The sequence below is a fragment of the Fictibacillus nanhaiensis genome, from assembly GCF_023715445.1.
GTDB classification, from domain to species: domain Bacteria; phylum Bacillota; class Bacilli; order Bacillales; family Fictibacillaceae; genus Fictibacillus; species Fictibacillus nanhaiensis_D.
The window spans coordinates 257,906-276,966 of sequence record NZ_JAMBOD010000003.1 but is presented as its reverse complement, the minus strand read 5'-3'; the positions used below and the strand labels follow the sequence as shown (position 1 = coordinate 276,966).

The 19,061-nt window shown below is 39.2% G+C and carries 25 protein-coding genes; 20 read left to right on the top strand and 5 right to left on the bottom strand.

Annotated elements, in window-relative coordinates:
• Positions 1-11: 11 nt before the first annotated feature.
• From M3196_RS11545 to M3196_RS11535, 3 genes are all read left to right on the top strand, one after another.
• The gene (locus tag M3196_RS11545; RefSeq protein ID WP_251322450.1) at positions 12-314 is read left to right on the top strand and encodes a YlbE-like family protein; all 303 of its coding nucleotides are present in this window, start codon (positions 12-14) and stop codon (positions 312-314) included.
• Between the two features lie 56 nt (positions 315-370).
• Positions 371-811, top strand: coding sequence for a hypothetical protein (locus tag M3196_RS11540; protein ID WP_251322449.1), 441 nt, complete (start codon positions 371-373; stop codon positions 809-811).
• 114 nt (positions 812-925) lie between these two features.
• On the top strand, positions 926-1,360 hold the full coding sequence (locus M3196_RS11535) for a YlbF family regulator (RefSeq protein WP_251322448.1): 435 nt from the start codon (positions 926-928) through the stop codon (positions 1,358-1,360).
• A 5-nt stretch (positions 1,361-1,365) separates the two neighbouring features.
• Here M3196_RS11535 and M3196_RS11530 read toward each other — a convergent pair whose 3' ends face one another.
• Positions 1,366-1,689 carry a hypothetical protein gene (locus tag M3196_RS11530; protein WP_251322447.1) on the bottom strand — a complete coding sequence of 108 codons (324 nt, stop codon included), beginning with the start codon at positions 1,687-1,689 and terminating at the stop codon, positions 1,366-1,368.
• Positions 1,690-1,798: 109 nt separating this feature from the next.
• Here M3196_RS11530 and M3196_RS11525 point away from each other — a divergent pair, with 109 nt between their 5' ends.
• A complete protein-coding gene (locus tag M3196_RS11525; RefSeq protein WP_251322446.1) occupies positions 1,799-2,074 on the top strand; it encodes a YlbG family protein in 276 nt (91 codons plus the stop codon).
• Between the two features lie 40 nt (positions 2,075-2,114).
• Here M3196_RS11525 and M3196_RS11520 read toward each other — a convergent pair whose 3' ends face one another.
• Positions 2,115-2,492: a DUF7147 family protein gene (locus M3196_RS11520; protein WP_251322445.1), complete on the bottom strand. Its 378-nt coding sequence runs from the start codon at positions 2,490-2,492 to the stop codon at positions 2,115-2,117.
• 341 nt (positions 2,493-2,833) lie between these two features.
• Between M3196_RS11520 and rsmD the strand changes: the two genes are divergently transcribed.
• Positions 2,834-3,388: a 16S rRNA (guanine(966)-N(2))-methyltransferase RsmD gene (gene rsmD, locus M3196_RS11515; RefSeq protein WP_251322444.1), complete on the top strand. Its 555-nt coding sequence runs from the start codon at positions 2,834-2,836 to the stop codon at positions 3,386-3,388.
• Positions 3,389-3,408: 20 nt separating this feature from the next.
• The gene (coaD, locus tag M3196_RS11510; RefSeq protein WP_251322443.1) at positions 3,409-3,897 is read left to right on the top strand and encodes a pantetheine-phosphate adenylyltransferase; all 489 of its coding nucleotides are present in this window, start codon (positions 3,409-3,411) and stop codon (positions 3,895-3,897) included.
• Here the strand turns inward: coaD and ylbJ are convergent.
• Entirely contained in the window at positions 3,894-5,108 is a 1,215-nt protein-coding gene (ylbJ, locus tag M3196_RS11505; protein ID WP_251322442.1) for a sporulation integral membrane protein YlbJ, read from the bottom strand. The two genes, coaD and ylbJ, sit on opposite strands and share 4 nt — an antisense overlap.
• A gap of 127 nt (positions 5,109-5,235) precedes the next feature.
• Here ylbJ and M3196_RS11500 point away from each other — a divergent pair, with 127 nt between their 5' ends.
• The 3 genes from M3196_RS11500 to M3196_RS11490 all read left to right on the top strand — a co-directional run bounded on the left by M3196_RS11500 (position 5,236) and on the right by M3196_RS11490 (position 7,518).
• A complete protein-coding gene (locus tag M3196_RS11500; RefSeq protein ID WP_251322441.1) occupies positions 5,236-6,033 on the top strand; it encodes a patatin-like phospholipase family protein in 798 nt (265 codons plus the stop codon).
• Positions 6,020-7,063 (top strand): SepM family pheromone-processing serine protease, encoded by a 1,044-nt coding sequence (locus M3196_RS11495; RefSeq protein WP_251322440.1) that lies wholly within the window; start codon positions 6,020-6,022, stop codon positions 7,061-7,063. The genes M3196_RS11500 and M3196_RS11495 overlap by 14 nt, the downstream gene beginning before the upstream one ends.
• Before the next feature lie 317 nt (positions 7,064-7,380).
• Entirely contained in the window at positions 7,381-7,518 is a 138-nt protein-coding gene (locus tag M3196_RS11490) for a hypothetical protein (RefSeq protein ID WP_251322439.1), read from the top strand.
• Between the two features lie 46 nt (positions 7,519-7,564).
• Here M3196_RS11490 and M3196_RS11485 read toward each other — a convergent pair whose 3' ends face one another.
• The gene (locus tag M3196_RS11485) at positions 7,565-8,770 is read right to left on the bottom strand and encodes a nucleotidyltransferase (protein WP_251322438.1); all 1,206 of its coding nucleotides are present in this window, start codon (positions 8,768-8,770) and stop codon (positions 7,565-7,567) included.
• Positions 8,771-8,921: 151 nt separating this feature from the next.
• Here M3196_RS11485 and M3196_RS11480 point away from each other — a divergent pair, with 151 nt between their 5' ends.
• From M3196_RS11480 to M3196_RS11465, 4 genes are all read left to right on the top strand, one after another.
• Positions 8,922-9,440 carry a YceD family protein gene (locus tag M3196_RS11480; protein WP_251322437.1) on the top strand — a complete coding sequence of 173 codons (519 nt, stop codon included), beginning with the start codon at positions 8,922-8,924 and terminating at the stop codon, positions 9,438-9,440.
• A 51-nt stretch (positions 9,441-9,491) separates the two neighbouring features.
• Complete coding sequence (rpmF, locus tag M3196_RS11475; RefSeq protein ID WP_066240492.1) at positions 9,492-9,665, top strand: 50S ribosomal protein L32; 174 nt, start codon at positions 9,492-9,494, stop codon at positions 9,663-9,665.
• A gap of 78 nt (positions 9,666-9,743) precedes the next feature.
• Complete coding sequence (locus M3196_RS11470; protein WP_251322436.1) at positions 9,744-10,505, top strand: enoyl-CoA hydratase/isomerase family protein; 762 nt, start codon at positions 9,744-9,746, stop codon at positions 10,503-10,505.
• Positions 10,506-10,596: 91 nt separating this feature from the next.
• Entirely contained in the window at positions 10,597-11,169 is a 573-nt protein-coding gene (locus tag M3196_RS11465; RefSeq protein ID WP_251322435.1) for an RsfA family transcriptional regulator, read from the top strand.
• A 118-nt stretch (positions 11,170-11,287) separates the two neighbouring features.
• Here M3196_RS11465 and M3196_RS11460 read toward each other — a convergent pair whose 3' ends face one another.
• Positions 11,288-11,767: an N-acetyltransferase gene (locus tag M3196_RS11460; protein ID WP_251322434.1), complete on the bottom strand. Its 480-nt coding sequence runs from the start codon at positions 11,765-11,767 to the stop codon at positions 11,288-11,290.
• A 166-nt stretch (positions 11,768-11,933) separates the two neighbouring features.
• On the opposite strand from M3196_RS11460, the gene M3196_RS11455 reads away from it, so the two are divergent.
• The 7 genes from M3196_RS11455 to mraZ all read left to right on the top strand — a co-directional run bounded on the left by M3196_RS11455 (position 11,934) and on the right by mraZ (position 19,036).
• Positions 11,934-13,277: an acetyl-CoA carboxylase biotin carboxylase subunit gene (locus tag M3196_RS11455; protein WP_251322433.1), complete on the top strand. Its 1,344-nt coding sequence runs from the start codon at positions 11,934-11,936 to the stop codon at positions 13,275-13,277.
• Positions 13,278-13,296: 19 nt separating this feature from the next.
• On the top strand, positions 13,297-13,509 hold the full coding sequence (locus tag M3196_RS11450; protein ID WP_251322432.1) for an acetyl-CoA carboxylase biotin carboxyl carrier protein subunit: 213 nt from the start codon (positions 13,297-13,299) through the stop codon (positions 13,507-13,509).
• Positions 13,510-13,563: 54 nt separating this feature from the next.
• Positions 13,564-15,102 (top strand): acyl-CoA carboxylase subunit beta, encoded by a 1,539-nt coding sequence (locus tag M3196_RS11445; protein ID WP_251322431.1) that lies wholly within the window; start codon positions 13,564-13,566, stop codon positions 15,100-15,102.
• Positions 15,103-15,489: 387 nt separating this feature from the next.
• On the top strand, positions 15,490-16,383 hold the full coding sequence (locus M3196_RS11440; RefSeq protein WP_251322430.1) for a ketopantoate reductase family protein: 894 nt from the start codon (positions 15,490-15,492) through the stop codon (positions 16,381-16,383).
• 4 nt (positions 16,384-16,387) lie between these two features.
• Positions 16,388-16,771 (top strand): DUF3397 domain-containing protein, encoded by a 384-nt coding sequence (locus tag M3196_RS11435; protein WP_251322429.1) that lies wholly within the window; start codon positions 16,388-16,390, stop codon positions 16,769-16,771.
• Between the two features lie 82 nt (positions 16,772-16,853).
• Complete coding sequence (bshC, locus tag M3196_RS11430) at positions 16,854-18,476, top strand: bacillithiol biosynthesis cysteine-adding enzyme BshC (RefSeq protein ID WP_251322428.1); 1,623 nt, start codon at positions 16,854-16,856, stop codon at positions 18,474-18,476.
• A gap of 128 nt (positions 18,477-18,604) precedes the next feature.
• Positions 18,605-19,036 (top strand): division/cell wall cluster transcriptional repressor MraZ, encoded by a 432-nt coding sequence (gene mraZ / locus M3196_RS11425; protein WP_251322427.1) that lies wholly within the window; start codon positions 18,605-18,607, stop codon positions 19,034-19,036.
• Positions 19,037-19,061 lie beyond the last annotated feature (25 nt).

The following is a 19,061-nucleotide window of genomic DNA, read 5'->3' as shown; positions in this document are numbered from 1 at the left end:
ATGTGAGCGGTGTGCGAAGAGAAATCCAGGATTATTTAAATACTAGACCTGATCTTAAGTACTATATTAGAGAGAAGCCGGAATGGTATAGAAAATTAAGCCGCAATCCTTTTTCTGTGGCGGAACTGGAGGAAGCGGCAAAGGTATTCTATGGGCGTACCTTTGGCCAGAGAGTCGATCGTTTTCATCAGCAGCTGCAGAACTTTGGTTTGCTGATGGAGTTAATCTCTATGATGGGTGAGGATAAACCTGAAGATGTGATGCCTCAAGAAGGATTTAACCCGCCGATGCCTGATGGGGTGAATCCTCTTTAAAAGGGATAATTTAATTGAAATTGGAAAAAACTATTCCTATAAGGAGTGGTTTTTTTATGAATAAAAATAGAAGAAGTCTGCTAGCTTCTGGTTCAATCTTAATTCTTATTTTGTTAATTCTAATTGGGATAACCTATACTGGTTCCCATAAAGAACAACAAAGCCAAGAACAAGAGCTTAAGGCAATTGAGGCATCAGCAGCCTACTCAATAATGGATAAAGACTGGTCCGTTAACTATCACGTAAAAAAGAAGAGGATCTATGTTGAAAATATTATCCCAAGATTCTCATTTCAGGGCAGTGTTAATAAGAAAACAAATGATATGGACGGTTATATCGCTGTATTTGTAAATGGAAAATGGAAGATGAATGTAAATCAATCCATTTTCATCTTAAAAAATATGAACCAGGGAAAACATAAGATTACGCTCCAATTAAAGAAAAAAGACGGTTCAAATTATGGTTTAAACAAAAATATCTACGTACATATTCGCTGACTCTTCTGCCAGAAGGGTTTTTTTATTTCTATGGAATAGGCGGCTGTGCTTTTAACTAGATTCATTATCCGCTATAATGAAAAGGTAACCTCATACCTAAAAGGAGGTGGCTGTATGAGTTTAGATCAAGTTGTATTGCTGGACGAAACATTAACTTTAGCAGAAATGGTTTCAAATTCCAGCGTTGCATTAGAATATAAAAGATCAAAATATATATTGGAGCAAGATATACAGGCTCAGGAAATGATTGCGCGCTTTGCTGAAATGAAGGAGAAGTATGAAGAAGTTCAGAGGTTTGGTAAATATCATCCTGATTTTCATAAGGTATCTGCTCAAGTTCGAACGCTAAAACGGGAGCTTGATTTTCATGAGAACATAGCAAATTTTAAGAAAGCTGAAAAAGAACTTGAACAGCTTCTTATTGAATGCAGCAGAATTATTGCACAAAGTGTTTCTGAGCAAATTAAGGTGCCGACTGGCAATCCGTTTTTTGACGAAAGTTCGTGCAGCGGAGGCTGTGGCTCTGGCGGCTCATGCGGTTGTGCATAAGCATTTTAGATATTTCTTAATCTGATACAATCAAAACACAAGTTGCCGCAGCAGAACATTTTTTCTTGCGGAACAAGGAAACGCATACGGAAAACGTATAGATTTTCTTCTGATCTTACAAAGTTTATTTCAAGCGTAAGCCGTTTTCCTTTCATCGACTTTACAGCATGTTTCTTTAAAATGTTTGTTGCGGTTTCTAGTGATGTTTGCGGAACAACGGATACATAAACAAAGGGAATTCCAGCCATTAATTTTTTTTCAATATGGATTACATCCGGGTCTGGCTGGATGTGATAAAAAAAATCTTCCCATATCGTATTTAAGTCCATCGTACATCACATCCTATCCGTTATCAGTTTTAAATATATGATCACGCTATTTTCATGAATGTGTGTCATTTATAAGTATGAATTCATTTTAACAAAAGGGGCTTATGTTATGATTGGTAACCGTCGTGGACTTTCTGTTTTTCTTCATTCTCTTAAATTCTCAAAGCAGCTGCGGCGCTACGGAAACGTTCATTATGTTTCTAGAAGATTTAAATATGCCGTTTTGTATTGTGACGGCAACAAAGCTGACGAGATTGCGGCTAAGCTTGAATCGTTGCATTTTGTAAAAGAAGTGAAGAAATCATATAAACAAGAAATTAAAACAGAATATGAAAGCAAGATTGCTGATAAAGCAAAAGAATATGATTATAAGATGGGTATTTAAAAACAGGCAAGCTAAGCTATCAAGCTGCTGCCTGTTTTTTTTACATTAATGGTGGAATTAAATAATTAAGTCTTAAAATACCGATTAAGTAATGAAAATAAAGCTCAGTTTCAGCGAAATCTGTTGATGGCTTCACGTCAAAAGAAATAATATCCTTGTTGATCTCAGCTGCTTTTGCTTCAAATAGGCTGTAGCGTTTAGAAGGGATCGGAATTCCTTCACGGCATATGTACAGGGGCTGAAATTTGCCTTCTGATGCAGGATTAAGAACCGCTACAACTGATGCATATTCTTTGTCCTCTTTTTTTAACCGTAAACATAATAGCTGTGAAACTCTTTCTTTATTTGTTTCCATAATTTCAAATAGCTCATATAAGTCAGAATACCCTTCACCAAGCTCAATAAATCGTTGAATCATGTTCGTAATGCTCCTTTCTCCTTCCTCAATGTAGCATATCAAAAGATCGATATAAAGGGATGTACACGAAAAAAAACCTGCAGCAATCGCTGCAGGCTGCCTTTAAAACAAAATCACTTCTGTTCAAAGGCGATGGGAGAGGAGAAACCGGATGAAGAACTTATGGGGAGTAAGTCTTCTCCGCGGTTGGCAACAACATCGTTCGTGATGTTGTTATATGTAGTATGACCGCATTTATTTTGCTCTATACTTATTAGTGAAAGATTTGATTGTTTGATTACGTGATTACTTGTGATAGGATAGGTAATGGAAAAAAGGATAAAAGAATCAGGTGAAAAATTGTGAGAGTAATAGCAGGAGAATGCAAAGGAAGACCACTCAAGGCAGTTCCGGGAACAAATACGAGACCGACTACTGATAAAATTAAGGAATCCATTTTTAACATGATCGGTCCTTTTTTTGAGGGAGGAACAGGTCTTGATCTATATGGTGGAAGCGGCGGCCTTGGACTTGAGGCACTAAGCCGGGGAATGGACCATTTTATTTTTATCGATAAAGACCAAAAAGCGATACATACTATTAAAGAAAATGTTAAACAATGCAACTATGAGGAAAAAACTGAGGTTTTCAGAAATGATGCTAAACGAGCATTGAAAGCGCTTCACAAAAGAGAGATACAATTCGATATGATCTTTCTGGATCCCCCCTATGCAAAACAAATGCTGATTAAAGATATGGAGGACATAGATAATCTTGAACTGCTTGCAAATGAAGGAAGCATAGTGGCCGAACATGGAACTGATGTTTCACTGCCTGAGCAGATTGGAAATTTTCATCGGATTAGACAGGAGACTTACGGAAAAACAACAATAATTTCTATTTTTAGGCGCGATTAAGAGAATAAGAGGTGAAGATTATGCCAACGACTGCTGTATGTCCTGGAAGCTTTGATCCTGTTACACGAGGACATTTGGACATTATTAAACGCGGTGCGAACGTGTTCGACGAAGTAATTGTAGTAGTAGCCAATAACCAGAGCAAGGATCCTTTATTTACTGTCGACGAAAGAATAGCTCTATTAAAAGAAGTTACAAAGAAATTTCCGAATGTAAAAGTAGACTCATTTAACGGTCTTTTGATTGATTATGTGAAAAGTATCGGAGCCAATGTGATCTTAAGAGGACTTCGGGCTGTTTCAGATTTTGAATATGAAATGAAAATAGCTTCGATTAATAAAAAACTGGATGATGAAGTCGAAACATTTTTTATGATGACAAATAATCAGTACTCCTTCTTAAGTTCAAGTATTGTAAAAGAAGCAGCGAAGTACCATGCCAATGTTTCTGATCTTGTACCAGAAGTAGTAGAGGAAGCTCTTAAAGAAAAATATAACAGCCCCCGTTAAAAGCGGAGGCTGTTTTTCTTCATAATATTGCGATGCCACAAAAAAATGGACAGAAGCAAGAATCCTAACGTTACATAATGACTGTGGGCAAGTGCTGCCATACCGATCTTTCCAAGGTCTTCGCTTTTTTCGGTAATAAAGGAAAATGCAGGAGCGGCTCCACTTTTAGCGTGATACAAATAAGGGAATACTAAAACACAAATAAAGGCTGACAAAAATCCGTGTATTATTCTTGCAATGAAAAAGGGTTTAAACTTAATATCAGTGTCTGCTAGTATACTGGCAACCTGAGCCTGAACAGAAAAACCGCTGAAAGCCAGTATGAAACTTGTGATCGCAGCCTGCTGCAGAACAGAGGATTGTGCAAGACTTGTTAAATTACTTCCAAGCGTAATTTCAAATATTCCTTTGATTAATGGAAGGCTTAATGTTTCAGAAAGGGAAAATAAAATGAAAATATAGCTAATCAGCTTTGAGAGCAATTCTGCAACATGAAGAAGATCCATCATCCGGCTTAATACGGAAAAAAGTATAATGAATCCGCCGATCATCAGCAGGGTTTTAGTCGATTGCTGTACGGCATCTCCAAGTAATTGTCCGATTGGGCGATTGTCAGCAAGCCTTGCCTCATGCATGTGTTTAAATGCGTTTTTAATTCCTTTGCCCCGATATTCGGTTTGTGTTCTTTCGTCTTTTTTCCAGCCGTGATATCTCATGATTAATCCAACAAGAAAATTACCTAGATAATGGCTGGCTGCAAGCACGATACCTATAGCCGCATTATGAAAAAAGCCAACTGCAATCGCACTGAACATAAATAAGGGATTGGAGCAGTTTGTAAAAGATACAAGACGTTCTGCTTCAACGGTTGAAATCTGTTTTTGGTGCCACAAACGGGCAGTTAATTTTGCTCCTGCTGGAAATCCTGATGAGATCCCCATCGCCCAAACGAATCCACCAGAACCAGGGACACGGAATAATGGCCGCATGAGAGGCTCGAAAAGGACACCAATAAGATGTACGACACCAAACCCCATTAAGACCTCAGATAAGATGAAAAATGGCATAAGAGAAGGGAAGACTACATCCCACCACATTTTGAGACCGGTTACTGATGCCATATACGTTTCTTTTGGGTATATAATAATAGAGAAAGCGATAATGATTGCTGAAGCTGCCATGATAAAGGATTTTAAATACGCTTTATTCATAAGGGGAGTTCTCCTCTCACCAAAAAATTACGCACTGCTAACTTGTCCTCATCCTTATTTATACGTATAGCCATTCTCTTTAGACCATATGTTAAAAAAAGACGATGCTTCCAAAGGAGGAGCAAAGATGAAAGAACCCAAAATCGGACTTGCTCTAGGTTCTGGCGGTGCCAGAGGCTTTGCGCATCTTGGTGTAGTAAAAGCATTAAGGGAAGCTGGTATTCCCATCGATATGGTTGCAGGAAGCAGTATGGGGGCTCTGGTTGGAGCGATGGTGTCCATCGGTCAAAGTGATGAGAATCTTTATAGAATGGCGACACTTTTTAAACGCAAGTATTATATGGACTACACCGTTCCCAAAATGGGATTTATAACAGGAAAAAAGATTAAAGAATTAATCAAGCTGCTAACGAAGCAAAAGCATATAGATCAAACAGAAATTCCATTGGCAATCGTAGCTACTGACTTGCTGCTTGGTGAAAAAGTAGTGTTCAGAACGGGTCCCATTGCTGATGCTGTAAGGGCAAGCATTTCCATTCCGGGAATAATGGTACCGGAAAAAATAGATGGAAAGCTGCTGGTTGATGGCGGTGTTATCGACCGGGTGCCTGTGTCGGTCGTTCGTGAGATGGGAGCAGATTTGGTGATTGCGGTGGATATTTCTCATTTCAAGGCAGAACATGAAGTATCCTCAATCTTCGATGTAATCATCCAAAGTATTGATATCATGCAGCGCGAAATGGTGAGATGGCACGAGGTATCGGCTGATATCATGATTCGGCCGATGGTAGAACAGTTCAGCTCAACTGCCTTTAAAGACATTAATGATATTATTGCTATAGGAGAGGAAGCAGGAAGTAAACAAGTACCGAAAATATTAGAAATGATTAAGAAGTGGAAGGAGTCATCTGATGACCATCAATAAGGATGAGAAAAAGAAAAACTTTTTCTCACAAAATAAATTTGTTATTTTATTTTTAATCGCATTTGCATTTATTGCATTTTATCCCCTTCCTTATTACATAACTTCTCCAGGGGATGCAAGGCTGTTAGATCCCATTATCCATGTTGAAGGTGGAGATGAGGATAAAGGGGAATTTATGCTGACCACCGTTTCAATCGGAACAGCAAATATCCCTCAATACATATGGGCAAAATTTAGTGATTACCGGGAAGTAATTCCTGCCGACCAAATAAGAAGCGAAGATGAAACAGATGAAGAATATAACCAGAGACAGCTGCAAATGATGGAGGATTCACAGCATGCAGCCACTATCGTCGCGTATCAAGAAGCCGGAAAAAAAGTAGATATCGAATACCATGGCGTTTATGTAACAGGTATCATGTCAGGCATGCCGGCAGAAGAAAAATTAAAAATAGGAGATAAGATTGTAGCAGTTGACCATAAAGCAGTTATGGAAACTAAAAGACTGCTTGAAGTATTGAGTCCTAAAAAAGCAGGCGACAAAGTAGACTTGACCATTTTACGCGGTGATAAAAAGATGGATATAGCCTTAAACATTGAAGAGTTCCCTAAAAAATATATTCAGGACGAAGGCCCGAAAGCAGGACTTGGTATAACTTCACCTGTAGCAGATGTATCTATTTCTACTGACCCAAAAATTAAAATCGATACTTCGCAAATCGGGGGACCATCTGCAGGACTTATGTTTACACTTGAGATCATGGATCAATTAAATGATAAGGATCTGACGCATGGTAAGAAAATAGCGGGAACAGGTACGATGGATCTTCAGAAAAATGTAGGTCCAATCGGAGGCATTCAGCAGAAGATCGTGGCAGCGGATGATGCTGGAGCAGAAATTTTCTTTGCACCCGTAGCGGGCAATAATTACCGTGATGCTGTAAAAGCTCAAAAAGATATCGGTTCGAAGATGAAAATCGTACCTGTAAAGACTTTAGATGATGCTCTGGAGTATCTAGAGAAGCTTTGAATTTACAAGGTTGTTTATTGCTATTAAAAGTGGTTGATTTCCGGTCCAGGATGCCCGCTTTCCGTGGGGCGTGCGGAGAGCCTCGGTAAAAAGATATAAGAAGTACTGCTCCTGCGTCTATAAGAAAAACAGCAGCGAAGCGAACTTCCTTGTCGCATGCCTTGCGAGAAGAACACTCAGGTAGCTGGCAAGCTGCTTCCGCAGGAGTCTCGCACCTTACGCTCCAATCAACTAGTCGACGAAGTGTTTTCACAAAGAAGTTCTTAAAACAAATCTTTTAGAAAAAAGCAATTAAAATAGAAGGATGCAGAAACCGAATGATGGTTCTGCATCCTATTTTTAATGACAAAGAAAAATTTGGCGATCGTTTAGCAGGATTTATCCTTACTAAACGATCGCCATACGGAATTTATGATCGCCATACGGAATTTATGATCGCCATACGGAATTTATGATCGCCATACGGAATTTATGATCGCCATACGGAATTTATGATCGTTCTTACTTCACCATCACCGGCGGAGTATTGTACTCTTCCTTCTCGGCTTCTAGTCTGTTAAACGAGGCTCCTTGGGCATACACAAGAGACGTTTTCGCTTCCATCTTCAATCCTTCAAAATCATGTTTTGAAAAAGTCGTCACCAAAGGAAGGTCTATTGATTTTTTTACATGACTGAGATACTCCCGTCCTGTTTCCGTCATCCCTAAGACGCGTAGATAAGCAGGAGGTGAATCAAGAATTCGGTGCATATCTTCTTTATGGATTTTATTCAGCACATGAAGACATGCGCGCTGAAGTCTTGTCCATGTATATCTCTTCGTTTTTAACCGAGTCATAAAGGATTGAAAACTGTCAGAAGCCTTCATTGCTTCAATCATTCTGTATTCTAAACCTTCTTCTACTTCATAAAAACTGTTTATTTCAGCAGGACTTGAAGATAATAGTTGGTAACGAAGCAAAGGGTAGAATTGTTCCCAGTTCATTAACTTACCTTTTATGCTTTGTTCATCTTTAAGAATCTCAATAGTAAAGGAAGGCATGTAGTTTTCAGCTTTACCGATATCATGAGAGAATACAGCTTCGCGGATAGCAGTAGCGCTCGCAATGTCACCTTTTCCAAGTACGACATCATGATAATCGGCATTTTTACGTTTTATGGTAAGTGGCTTTATTATAGACCCGAGCTCCCGTCCCGCACGAATGTATTCAAATCCTAAAATATTGTTAGGTTTACTTAAATCAAGTCCAACCGGGAGATCCAATAATTCATATGCCTTGGCTGCAGCTGCAGGATAGGAGAGCCCTTGTGACATAAATTCACTAACGTGTGTTTGGTATTTCCTATTTTGAGAACTAACCATATCATGAGTGTCATTAAAGACAGAGACATCTCCAGATTCGCTTCCAAAGCAGAATGATTCAGCTCCTGCCGACTGAAGCAAAAAGATGCTTCCAAAAGCAAAACGAGGTGCATGGCTTGTAGCAAAAGCGTAAGGAAGTTCGATCACAAGGTCAGCTCCGCCTAAAAGAGCCATTTTTGTTCTTTTCCATTTAGAAAGAAGTGCAGGTTCGCCCCTCTGAAGAAAGTTTCCACTCATAACAGCGATCATACAGTCAGCTTGTGTTACTTTTTTTGATTCCTGCAAATGATAATAATGCCCATTGTGAAAAGGGTTATATTCTACAACAACACCGGTAGCTCTCAATATGTCCACTCCCTTGACAGACCTTAAATCTTTTACGTTTACATTGTACTAAAAACAGGTTAAAATCAAAAGCATCACTGTAAAGATATAATATTGACATTTTATATTTTGACCGATATAATTACTACTGTTGCCTTGAGGTGATAAAGACATGAAATGGTCACTACAGGAATTAAAAAATTTTTACCGTAAACCGTTAACGTTTGAACAAAATGTTGATGCGAGCGGTGTGATGGAAAAAGACCCGGAGATCAGAAGCATTGATCCTGTCTTCGTAGAAGGACATGCAGATGTTACTCAACAAAAAGCCACTTTTTATTTGACCATAAAAGGAACAATGGTGTTGCCATGTGCTAACACATTGGTGGATGTGGAATTTCCATTTTCGGTAAAAACGACGGAAATTTTCATTTTCGACCCGAACTATACGGAATTTGAAGATGAAGAAAGCCTTCATAAAGTCGAAGGACATTACGTTGATCTTCTCCCTGTCATCGAAGAGCATATTTTGCTTGAAAAGCCGTTGAAAATAACGGCTGGTGATGTGACAGAAGGTCCTGCTCCCAAAGAGGGAAAAGGCTGGCAAAGGATAACGGAGGAAGACCGTCAAAACAGGGTTGACCCGCGTTTGGCTGGTCTAGCTAATTTTTTTGACAAAGACAATGAATGAAAGAATAGGTTATAATGATTCTTTCAAGACCTTTAAGGAGGTGGATACAAAATGGCAGTACCTTTTCGCAGAACATCACAAACTCGCCAAGCGAAGCGTCGTACACACTATAAGCTTTCCATGCCTGGTATGGTAAAGTGTCCACAGTGCGGAGAATACAAGTTATCTCACCGTGTTTGTCGTGAGTGTGGATCTTACAAAGGAAAAGAAGTAGTAAGCAAGTAATGAAAAACAGGGAGCTTTATGCTTCCTGTTTTTTCATATACATAAATAGTAGCGCTTTCTTTTATTGGAGGTGTAAGGATGGCAGAACAACCTGTACTATGGCATAAAGAAAATAATATCGGATGGATCACGTTAAATCGTCCTTCTGTAAGAAATGCAGTTAATTTTGAAGTGATGGAAAAACTATCGTCGCTTTTGAATACAGCAAAAATGGATGATGATATCAAAGTTCTTGTTATTACAGGTGCAGGAACACATGCATTTTGCTCCGGGGGAGATTTAAGTGCTTTTCATTCGTTAAAAACAGAACAAGAGGCTTTTGGCATGCTCTCTAAAATGGGCAGGGTACTGGACGAATTGTTTTTCTTCCCAAAACCAACTGTAGCTTTGATAAATGGTTCAGCGGTTGGAGGAGGCTGTGAGATAGCTTCGGCATGTGATATCAGGCTGGCGCGTGCTGAAGCAAAAGTCGGTTTTATACAGGGGAAACTGGGAATCACGACAGGATGGGGCGGAGGCAGCTACCTTTTAGAGCGAATTGGTCAGTCAGAAGCGATGGATCTTTTATACAGCTCATCTCCCGTTACGGCAAAGCAAGGTATGGACCGGGGATTCATTCAATATGTGATTAAAGGAAACAGCAAAAAGGAAACAGAAAGATATATTCAGCGCTATACCACTCAGCCGCTAGGCGTCATAACTTCTTATAAAACCTTGCAGCTTCAAAGGTACGATCAAAAAAGGATTAAACAAAATGTACAAGATGAAATTAAAAGGTGTGCACAACTTTGGGCTTCTGATGAACACCATAAAAGAGTAGAAGCATTTTTAAAGAAATAAGTTTATCCCCCTCATTTTAGTAGAATAAAAAGTCTATCTTTTCTAACACTAGCATATTCATAATACAAACCACTAAAATGGGGGGATCATAATGACCAATTTGCGCCAGGATGCCTGGACAAAAGACGAAGATGCGATTCTTGCAGAAGTTACACTCAGGCACATACGCGAAGGCAGTACACAGCTTGTTGCATTTGAAGAAGTGGGGGAGAAGCTGACAAGAACTCCTGCAGCGTGCGGGTTTCGCTGGAACTCACTTATACGCAAGCAATATGAAAAAGCAATTGCTGAAGCAAAAAAAGTAAGAAAAGAACGCAATAAAAGAAAAGGAAAACAGCAAGCTACTGACTTGCAGGACAATCCTTTATCATTGAACAGCAATAATGTTTACAGCAGGTATGATGGTGAGAAAACACTCTCGCTTAATGAAATTATAGTATTCTTGCAGCAGCTTCAATCAGAAGGGCCGTCTGCTAAAAATTTAGAAGCAGAAAATAAAGCACTTCTCGCAAGGCTGGCAAATATAAAAAAAGAGAATGGAAATTTAAAGAATAAGCTTGATAAGATCAATAAAGAGTATGAAAATGTATGCCGTGATTATCAAGATGTACTCCAAATCATGGAAAGAGCCAGAAAGTTAACCGAAGTTCCTGTAAGAAATTAAAAAAAAGATGGCAGAGGCCATCTTTTTTGCACTTTAAGAATTTATAAGTTTAGGAATAAAGTTTAAGTTATTAAACAAAGCTGACGGATAGAGCTTGTTGTCAGCCAAGTTTTCTTTATTATGCAAGACGCTGTTCGCTGACACCTGTTGGATACCATACATAAGGATTCTGTCCGCGGTCACGGTCTTTATTATAAGTTACTGCTTCAAAGCCCATTTTCTCCCAAAAACCGCTTGATTGCTGTCTTCCATTTGTCTTAATAGGCAAGTTGAAGGTTTTTGCAAATTCTACAAGTGCTCTCCCAAGCCCTTTTGTCTGGTGATGAGGAAGTACTTCAAGCTTCCATAATTCTAAGTAATCCTGAGGAGGATCAAAATATTGATCGTACGCAGCCTCAATTTGATACAAACTCATTCGGGCAACCAGCTTATCACCATAATATATTCCATAGAATGGGGACTCGCTGTCATTTTCGATCATATTTTCTTGAAGATCCTCGAGCATTGACAGTTCTTGTACGCCATATTCCTTGAACTGTTTAAACTCTTCTAACGTTTTATAGTTAACTAATAACTTTTTCACTTCATACTGTAACATCTTCTCTCCCCCAGTCATTCTGTACTTTTCTCTATAGTTATAGTATATACTAATTATGCTAAAAATTCTTTAAAAATAAAATATTCATTTAGTTTGCGCTTTCAAAAGAGGAAAAAGCACGATTTTGTCGAAAAAGGTAATGTTGACAACAGGAAGGAGGATATATATGAAAAAAATATTAATTGCTAATCGTGGAGAAATTGCACTTCGAATTATTCAGACGTGTAAAGAAATGAATATTGAAACAGTAGCCGTTTATTCTGATGCAGACAAAGACCTCCCTTTTGTAAAAGCTGCTGATGAGGCAATACATATTGGAGAGTCCCCGGTTGCCAAGTCGTATTTACAGACTGAAGTCATTCTAAAAGCTGCCATAGAACATAAGGTGGATGCTATTCACCCGGGTTATGGTCTTCTTTCTGAAAATGATGAGTTTGCTAAAAAAATAGAGGAAGCGGGCATTAAATTTATTGGTCCCTCTCCTAAAACCATTGAATGGATGGGCGACAAAATTATGGCCCGTAAAACGATGCAACAAGCCGGTGTTCCTATCGTTCCAGGAACAATTGAACCCATAGAGGATGTTGAAGAAGGCGTTAAACTTGCCGAGCAGATCGGCTATCCGGTCATGCTGAAAGCAAGCAGCGGCGGGGGCGGAATCGGAATGGTTAAATGCGAAAATAAAGAGGATCTGTACAAGCACTTCGTATCTTCGCAGCAGCGTGCAAAGAACTATTTTGGGTCTGGAAGAATGTTTATAGAAAAATGCATAGAAAACGCAAGGCATATTGAAGTCCAGATCATGGGGGACACATTTGGCAATATCGTTCACTTGTACGAGCGCGATTGCAGCATCCAGCGACGAAACCAAAAAGTAGTAGAAGAAACTCCTTCACCGTTTTTAACAGAAAGTCTGCGCTCAAAAATTACAGAAGCTGCAGTGGAATCTGCGAAAGCTGTAAACTACGTAAATGCAGGTACTGTTGAGTTCGTTGTTAGTGAGAATGGTGACTTTTATTTCTTAGAAATGAACACGCGTCTTCAGGTTGAGCATCCTGTAACAGAAAGTATAACAGGTCTTGATTTAGTAAGATGGCAGATTCAGATTGCTCAAGGTGAAGCATTACCCCTTTTACAAGATGAAATTATAAGTAAAGGGCATGCCATTGAATTCAGATTATATGCTGAAGATCCAGTGACGTTCTTCCCTTCACCAGGAAAAATTGAAGAAATGGTTTGGCCGAAAATAGAAAATGTAAGAATTGATGCAGGTTATGAAAGCGGAAACCAGGTTACACCATTTTATGACCCGATGATCGCGAAGATTATTGTAAGCGATTCCAATCGTGCTGGATGTCTTCAAACTGCAGCAAATTTCTTTAAGACGATCCAAATAAATGGCCTCAAAACGAACGTACCTCTTTTTCAGCAGCTTCTAGAAGAAGAAGGATTTGTAAAAGGCGAGTACACTACAAATTTCTTAAGCAAGCGATCAGTTAGTAAACCGTAAAATAAAAGGAGAGATAATCATGAAAGAAATTACAGCATCTATGGCAGGCACAGTATGGCAAGTACTAGTAAGTGAAGGTGATGAAGTAACTGCAGGTCAAACAGTTATCATCCTGGAATCTATGAAAATGGAGATTCCGGTAGGCGCTGCGGATGCAGGGACTGTTGATAGCATCAAGTTTGCATCAGGGGATTTTGTCAACGAAGGAGACGTTTTAGTTACTTTAAAATAAGGTTTGCCTACATTCTGAGCGAGCGCTCACTCTCTTAAAGGAGGTACATGCATAATGGTAGCAAAATTAGAAAATCAGCTAAAAGAAAAAATAGAACAAATCGAGGCTGGCGGCGCGCAAAAATATCATGAGAAAAACAGTGCTCAAAATAAAATGTTTGTACGTGACCGTCTTAAGCAATTGTTCGATAACAGCGAGTATTCAGTAGAGGATGCGAAGTTTGCTAACAACCAGGCTGGTGATCTGCCGGCAGATGGTGTTGTAACGGCTATAGGTAAGATAGGCGGGAAAACGGTTTGTGTCATGGCGAATGACTCCACTGTAAAAGCGGGATCTTGGGGTGCGCGTACGGTTGAGAAAATCATCCGTATTCAAGAAACAGCGCAAAAGCTCAAAGTACCGATGCTTTATCTGGTAGACTCCGCTGGAGCGCGGATTACGGACCAAATCGATATGTTTCCAAACCGCAGAGGTGCAGGCAAGATCTTTTATAACCAAGTGAAGATGTCAGGGATGATCCCGCAGATCTGTATTTTGTTCGGACCTTCAGCTGCTGGCGGAGCATACATCCCAGCATTTTGTGACGTGGTTATCATGGTTGATCAAAATGCGTCTATGTATTTAGGAAGTCCTCGGATGGCTGAAAAAGTTATCGGAGAAAAAGTAACACTTGAAGAAATGGGCGGAGCACGGATGCATTGTTCTGTAAGCGGATGCGGCGATGTTTTAACAGCTGATGAAACAGAAGCAATCCAAGAGGCTCGTCGTTATCTTTCATATTTTCCGGGCAACTATAAACAGAAAGCACCAGCTGCAAAAGCGGTTTCTCCAAAGCCGGGAAGAGAGCTTGAAGAGATTGTTCCTGAGAATCAAAACGTGCCTTTTGATATGTATGAATTTATCGACGGACTTATTGATGAGGGAAGCTTCTTTGAAATGAAAAAACTGTTCGCTCAAGAAATTGTTACAGGATTCGGCCGAATAGACGGAAAACCTGTTGGGATTATCGCTAACCAGCCGAAAGTTAAAGGTGGAGTATTGTTTGTGGATTCCGCTGATAAAGCAGCCAGATTCATTACTTTGTGTGATGCTTTTTCCATCCCGCTTCTTTTCTTATCTGACGTACCGGGCTTTATGATCGGTACGAAAGTAGAGAGAGCTGGGATCATTAGACACGGAGCAAAATTAATAGCTGCAATGAGTGATGTGACGGTGCCGAAAATCTCCGTTATTGTTCGTAAAGCTTACGGTGCCGGTCTTTATGCAATGGCAGGACCTGCCTTTGAACCAGATTGCTGTTTAGCACTTCCGACAGCGCAAATTGCGGTAATGGGTCCTGAAGCTGCGGTAAATGCAGTTTATTCCAATAAAATTAACGAGATTGAGGACATGAAAGAACGTATCCAATTCGTTCAGCAGAAACAGCAGGAGTACAAAGAACATATAGATATCTATAAGCTGGCATCAGAAATGATCATTGATGATATCGTTTCACCATCATCACTTAGAGATGAACTGAGTAATCGCTTTGCTTTTTATGAAAATAAAGAAATGATATTCAGCGAACGCAAACATCCGGTATATCCCGTGTAAAAGCAATGAAGCTGACCCAAAAGGACATGAAATATGCCCTTTTGTGGTCAGCTTTTATAATTCTGTTTATCTGTAAGCTTCTAATGTGTTATTTACAGGTAGAATATCCTTTTTGGAGAGAAAATGAGAGGTCTTCGTGTGAAAGTCCATGCCGTTTGAGCGAAACGCGGCTTGGTTTGAGCGAAAACTCGCCCTTATTGAGCGAAACGAGCAATGGTTTGAGCGAAAACTCGTCCTTATTGAGCGAACGTGTAATAAATAAAAGAACACGTACCGTAAAGACCAGAGGTTCACTACACTAATTACTTTTTAGCCGACCCCTTTTTTATCGAATTTCTTTTATATGGTAAAATCATTCTAAGATTATGGAATGTCAGGGAGGTAACTATGAAAGTCAGTGTCATTGGCGGAGGTGCAATTGGCCTATTAATTTCTTATTTTCTTAAAAGGAACCAGCATGAGCCTGTAATCTATACAAGGTCGAAAAAACAGGCTGAACAGCTGAACAAGTATGGAATGACGTATAAAAACAGATTCGGAATAGAAGATCATTCGGCAGTAACAGCTATTCCTGTTGGTGAATATGCAGGAAATGAATCATATTGTATTGTTGCAGTAAAGCAAACTTCGATTCAAGATCTTTCTTTTTTACGTGAGAGGGGTTTTGCAGAAGTGTCTTATTTATTTTTGCAAAACGGTATAAGTCATATTAAATTACTTGAAAGCCTTCCGCAAATAAATCTGGCAGTAGGGGCAGTTGAGCATGGTGCTGGAAAAGAGGGGCTTACCACGGTCAATCACCTTGGTGAGGGAAGGATTAGATATTCACCTTTCAGGGGACAACCAGACTTGAAATGGGCTGAAATCCTTCATAGTGAAGAATTCCCTCTTACTGTGGAGGGAAATTGGAAAGAAATGCTTTACCAAAAGTTAATCATGAATGCATCCATCAATCCGGTAACAGCCCTTTTGAGAGTGCCGAATGGTGATCTTATAAAAAATGAACATGCATTGTTTCTTATGAAAGAACTATTTGAAGAAGCAATTAAGGCCTTAAAAATGACATATAAACGAGATGAATTATGGAAGGATTTGCTAATCCTTTGCAGAAATACATCATTAAACCGTTCTTCTATGCTAAAGAGCATTGAAAGTGGAGAACAGACTGAAATTGACAGCATCACGGGTGAAATCATTGAACACGCAAGAAATAATAACGTGCAGACACCTTTTTCTTATTTTGCGTATAAAGCGGTAAAAGCATTGGATTGGAGAGGATGAATGATTGTCTAATGTTATTGGTACGGTTTTGGCTACTTTTATAACTGTACCTTATATTGTATTTTTTATTGTTCATATGAGTATGTATAAAATGACAAGGAAAAAACGGAAAGCATTGAAGATCAGTACTGATGTTACAACATTCTTTTTGTTTCTGGCTATTGAAAGAATGACTGTAGAAATTTGGGGAAATTCTTATTATTGGGTCCTCATATTGTTATTCATTGGAGGATGTTTGATATTTACATTATTCATCTGGAAAAATGATTTGGATCTGTCGATCGGAAAAATCATAAGGATGAACTGGCGTTTGCAGTTCCTGCTTCTCTCTATAGGGTATTTTTCTTTGTTGACATTTGGGATAATCGATCGCATTCTTTCGGCTTAGAGCAAATCTTTTATTATCTGATGATTTTCTTTGCTATACTCGTTAAGGATGTAATCGATATGCAGAAAGGAAGTACATAAAAATGAGACTGGAGGAAATGAAGCTTCAACTATCACCATTTCTTGAAAGGTACTCTAGTGGAGATTCAGATGTTATCCATTTTTTTGATTATAAAGAGCCTTTCAAACCCGAGGAATGGGCAAAAAGACAGCGGGAATTGAAGCGTCACCCATTTCCTAGAAAAGATTTGACAGATTACTTGTCATCTTACAATCAAAGAATTGGTTCATCGGCAAAAACGCTGGACAACATACAAAAATTAAAAAGCAATGACGGATTAGCAGTTGTCGGCGGACAGCAAGCGGGTCTGCTTACAGGTCCGTTGCTCGTAATCTATAAATGTATAAGTACGATTCAACTGGCCAAACAAGCAGAAAAAGAACTTGGCGTTCCAGTAGCCCCTGTATTCTGGATTGCAGGTGAAGATCATGACATGGATGAAATAAACCATGTGATGATACCAAGGAATGATACCGCTAAAAAAATTTCTTTAAAAGCAGCCGGTGCGGTAAAATCGTCAGCTTCACTCTGGAGATGGAATCCTGAGGAAGTTAAGCCGTGGCTGATGGAAGTATTTCGTTCGTTCGGAGAAACAGCTTTTACAAGCGACTTTCTGGCACAAACTGAGCGCTTTCTCTCCCAGTCAGATTCTATCGTTACTTTTTTTGCAAAACTTCTCTCGTACTGGTTTTCAGAAGAAGGGCTGATCTTGCTTGATTCAGGTGATCCGGAATTTAAAAAAATTCAAACTGACTTTCTTGAAATGATGATTCGCAACAATGAAGATATAGATATCGCGTTCAGGTCGCAAACGAAGCTGCTGAACGAAAGCGGGTTTAAGGACCCAATTGAAGTTCAAGAAAACAATGCTCATTTATTTTTCACAAAGAACGATGAACGCATTCTTCTTTTTCGGGATGAAAAAGGTTTTACTTCAAAGGAAGGAGACTTTTCAATTTCGGAAGCTGAGCTCATGACAGAAGCAGCGCTTCACCCTGAAAAATTCAGCAACAATGTAGTGACACGCCCCCTCATGCAGGAGTTTCTGCTCCCTGTCTTATCATTTATTGCAGGACCTGGAGAAATTTCATATTGGGCTTCATTAGGGAAGGTCTTTCATCACTTTGACCGAAAAATGCCTATATTGACGCCTCGGCTATCAGTCACACTTGTTTCACGGCGTACTCAACAGCTGCTGGAATCTAAGAAGCTAAACGCTGTGCAGGTTTTAGAAGAAGGAATAGAAAACTATAAAAGGGAATGGTTTGATAAAAACCGGCCGATTGAAACAAATAGTTCAATAGAGGCTGTTAGATCCGATTTTATTAAATCTTATACACAGCTTGTTAAACTCGCAGAAGAAATAGATTCAAAACTTCTTCCAGTGGCTGAGCAAAACCTGAACAGGATTCTTGGGGAAATTAATTATATGGAGCAAAAGATGGAGCAGCGAGTGAGAAAAAAAGTAAAGCTTCCGCTTGCTGAGTTTGATGAAATAATGCTTGATCTTAAACCAGGCGGAACGTTGCAGGAAAGAGTGTGGAACGTTTATCAATATATCAACCAAGAAGGTCCATATCTGATTAAAAACCTAATAGAATACCCTTTTGTATTCAATGAAAAACATAAAATAATATATCTTTAAAACATGAAAAATATTTTTGGAAAAATCCTGTGAGACAGCAGGATTTTTTTTTTTGTACACGAATAATACTTGTAGTGGTGAAAAGTGGAGCGTTGTGGTAGATTTAGGGGAGAAAGTGGGGTGATCATATGTTCATGGGAGAGTATCAGCACAACATTGATGAAAAAGGACGTATGATCATCCCCTCCAAATTTCGTGAAGAACTGGGCACAGAGTTTATTTTGACTCGCGGATTGGATCAATGTGTATTCGGCTATCCTTTAAGTGAGTGGAAGGTTATTGAGGAAAAGTTAAAAGCCCTTCCGTTTACTAAAAAGGATGCGCGGGCATTTACCCGTTTTTTCTTTTCTGGAGCAGCTGAATGCCAACTTGATAAACAGGGAAGAGTGAACATTGCATCTCCGCTCAGAGATTATGCAAAACTAGAAAAGGATTGCGTAGTTATAGGTGTGTCGAATAGAATTGAGATTTGGAGCAAATCCGTTTGGGAAGAATATTTCTCAAAATCAGAAGACTCTTTCGGTGAAATTGCAGAGAGTCTTATGGACTTTGATTTATAAACCCTTAAGTTTACAGCAGAAAGGA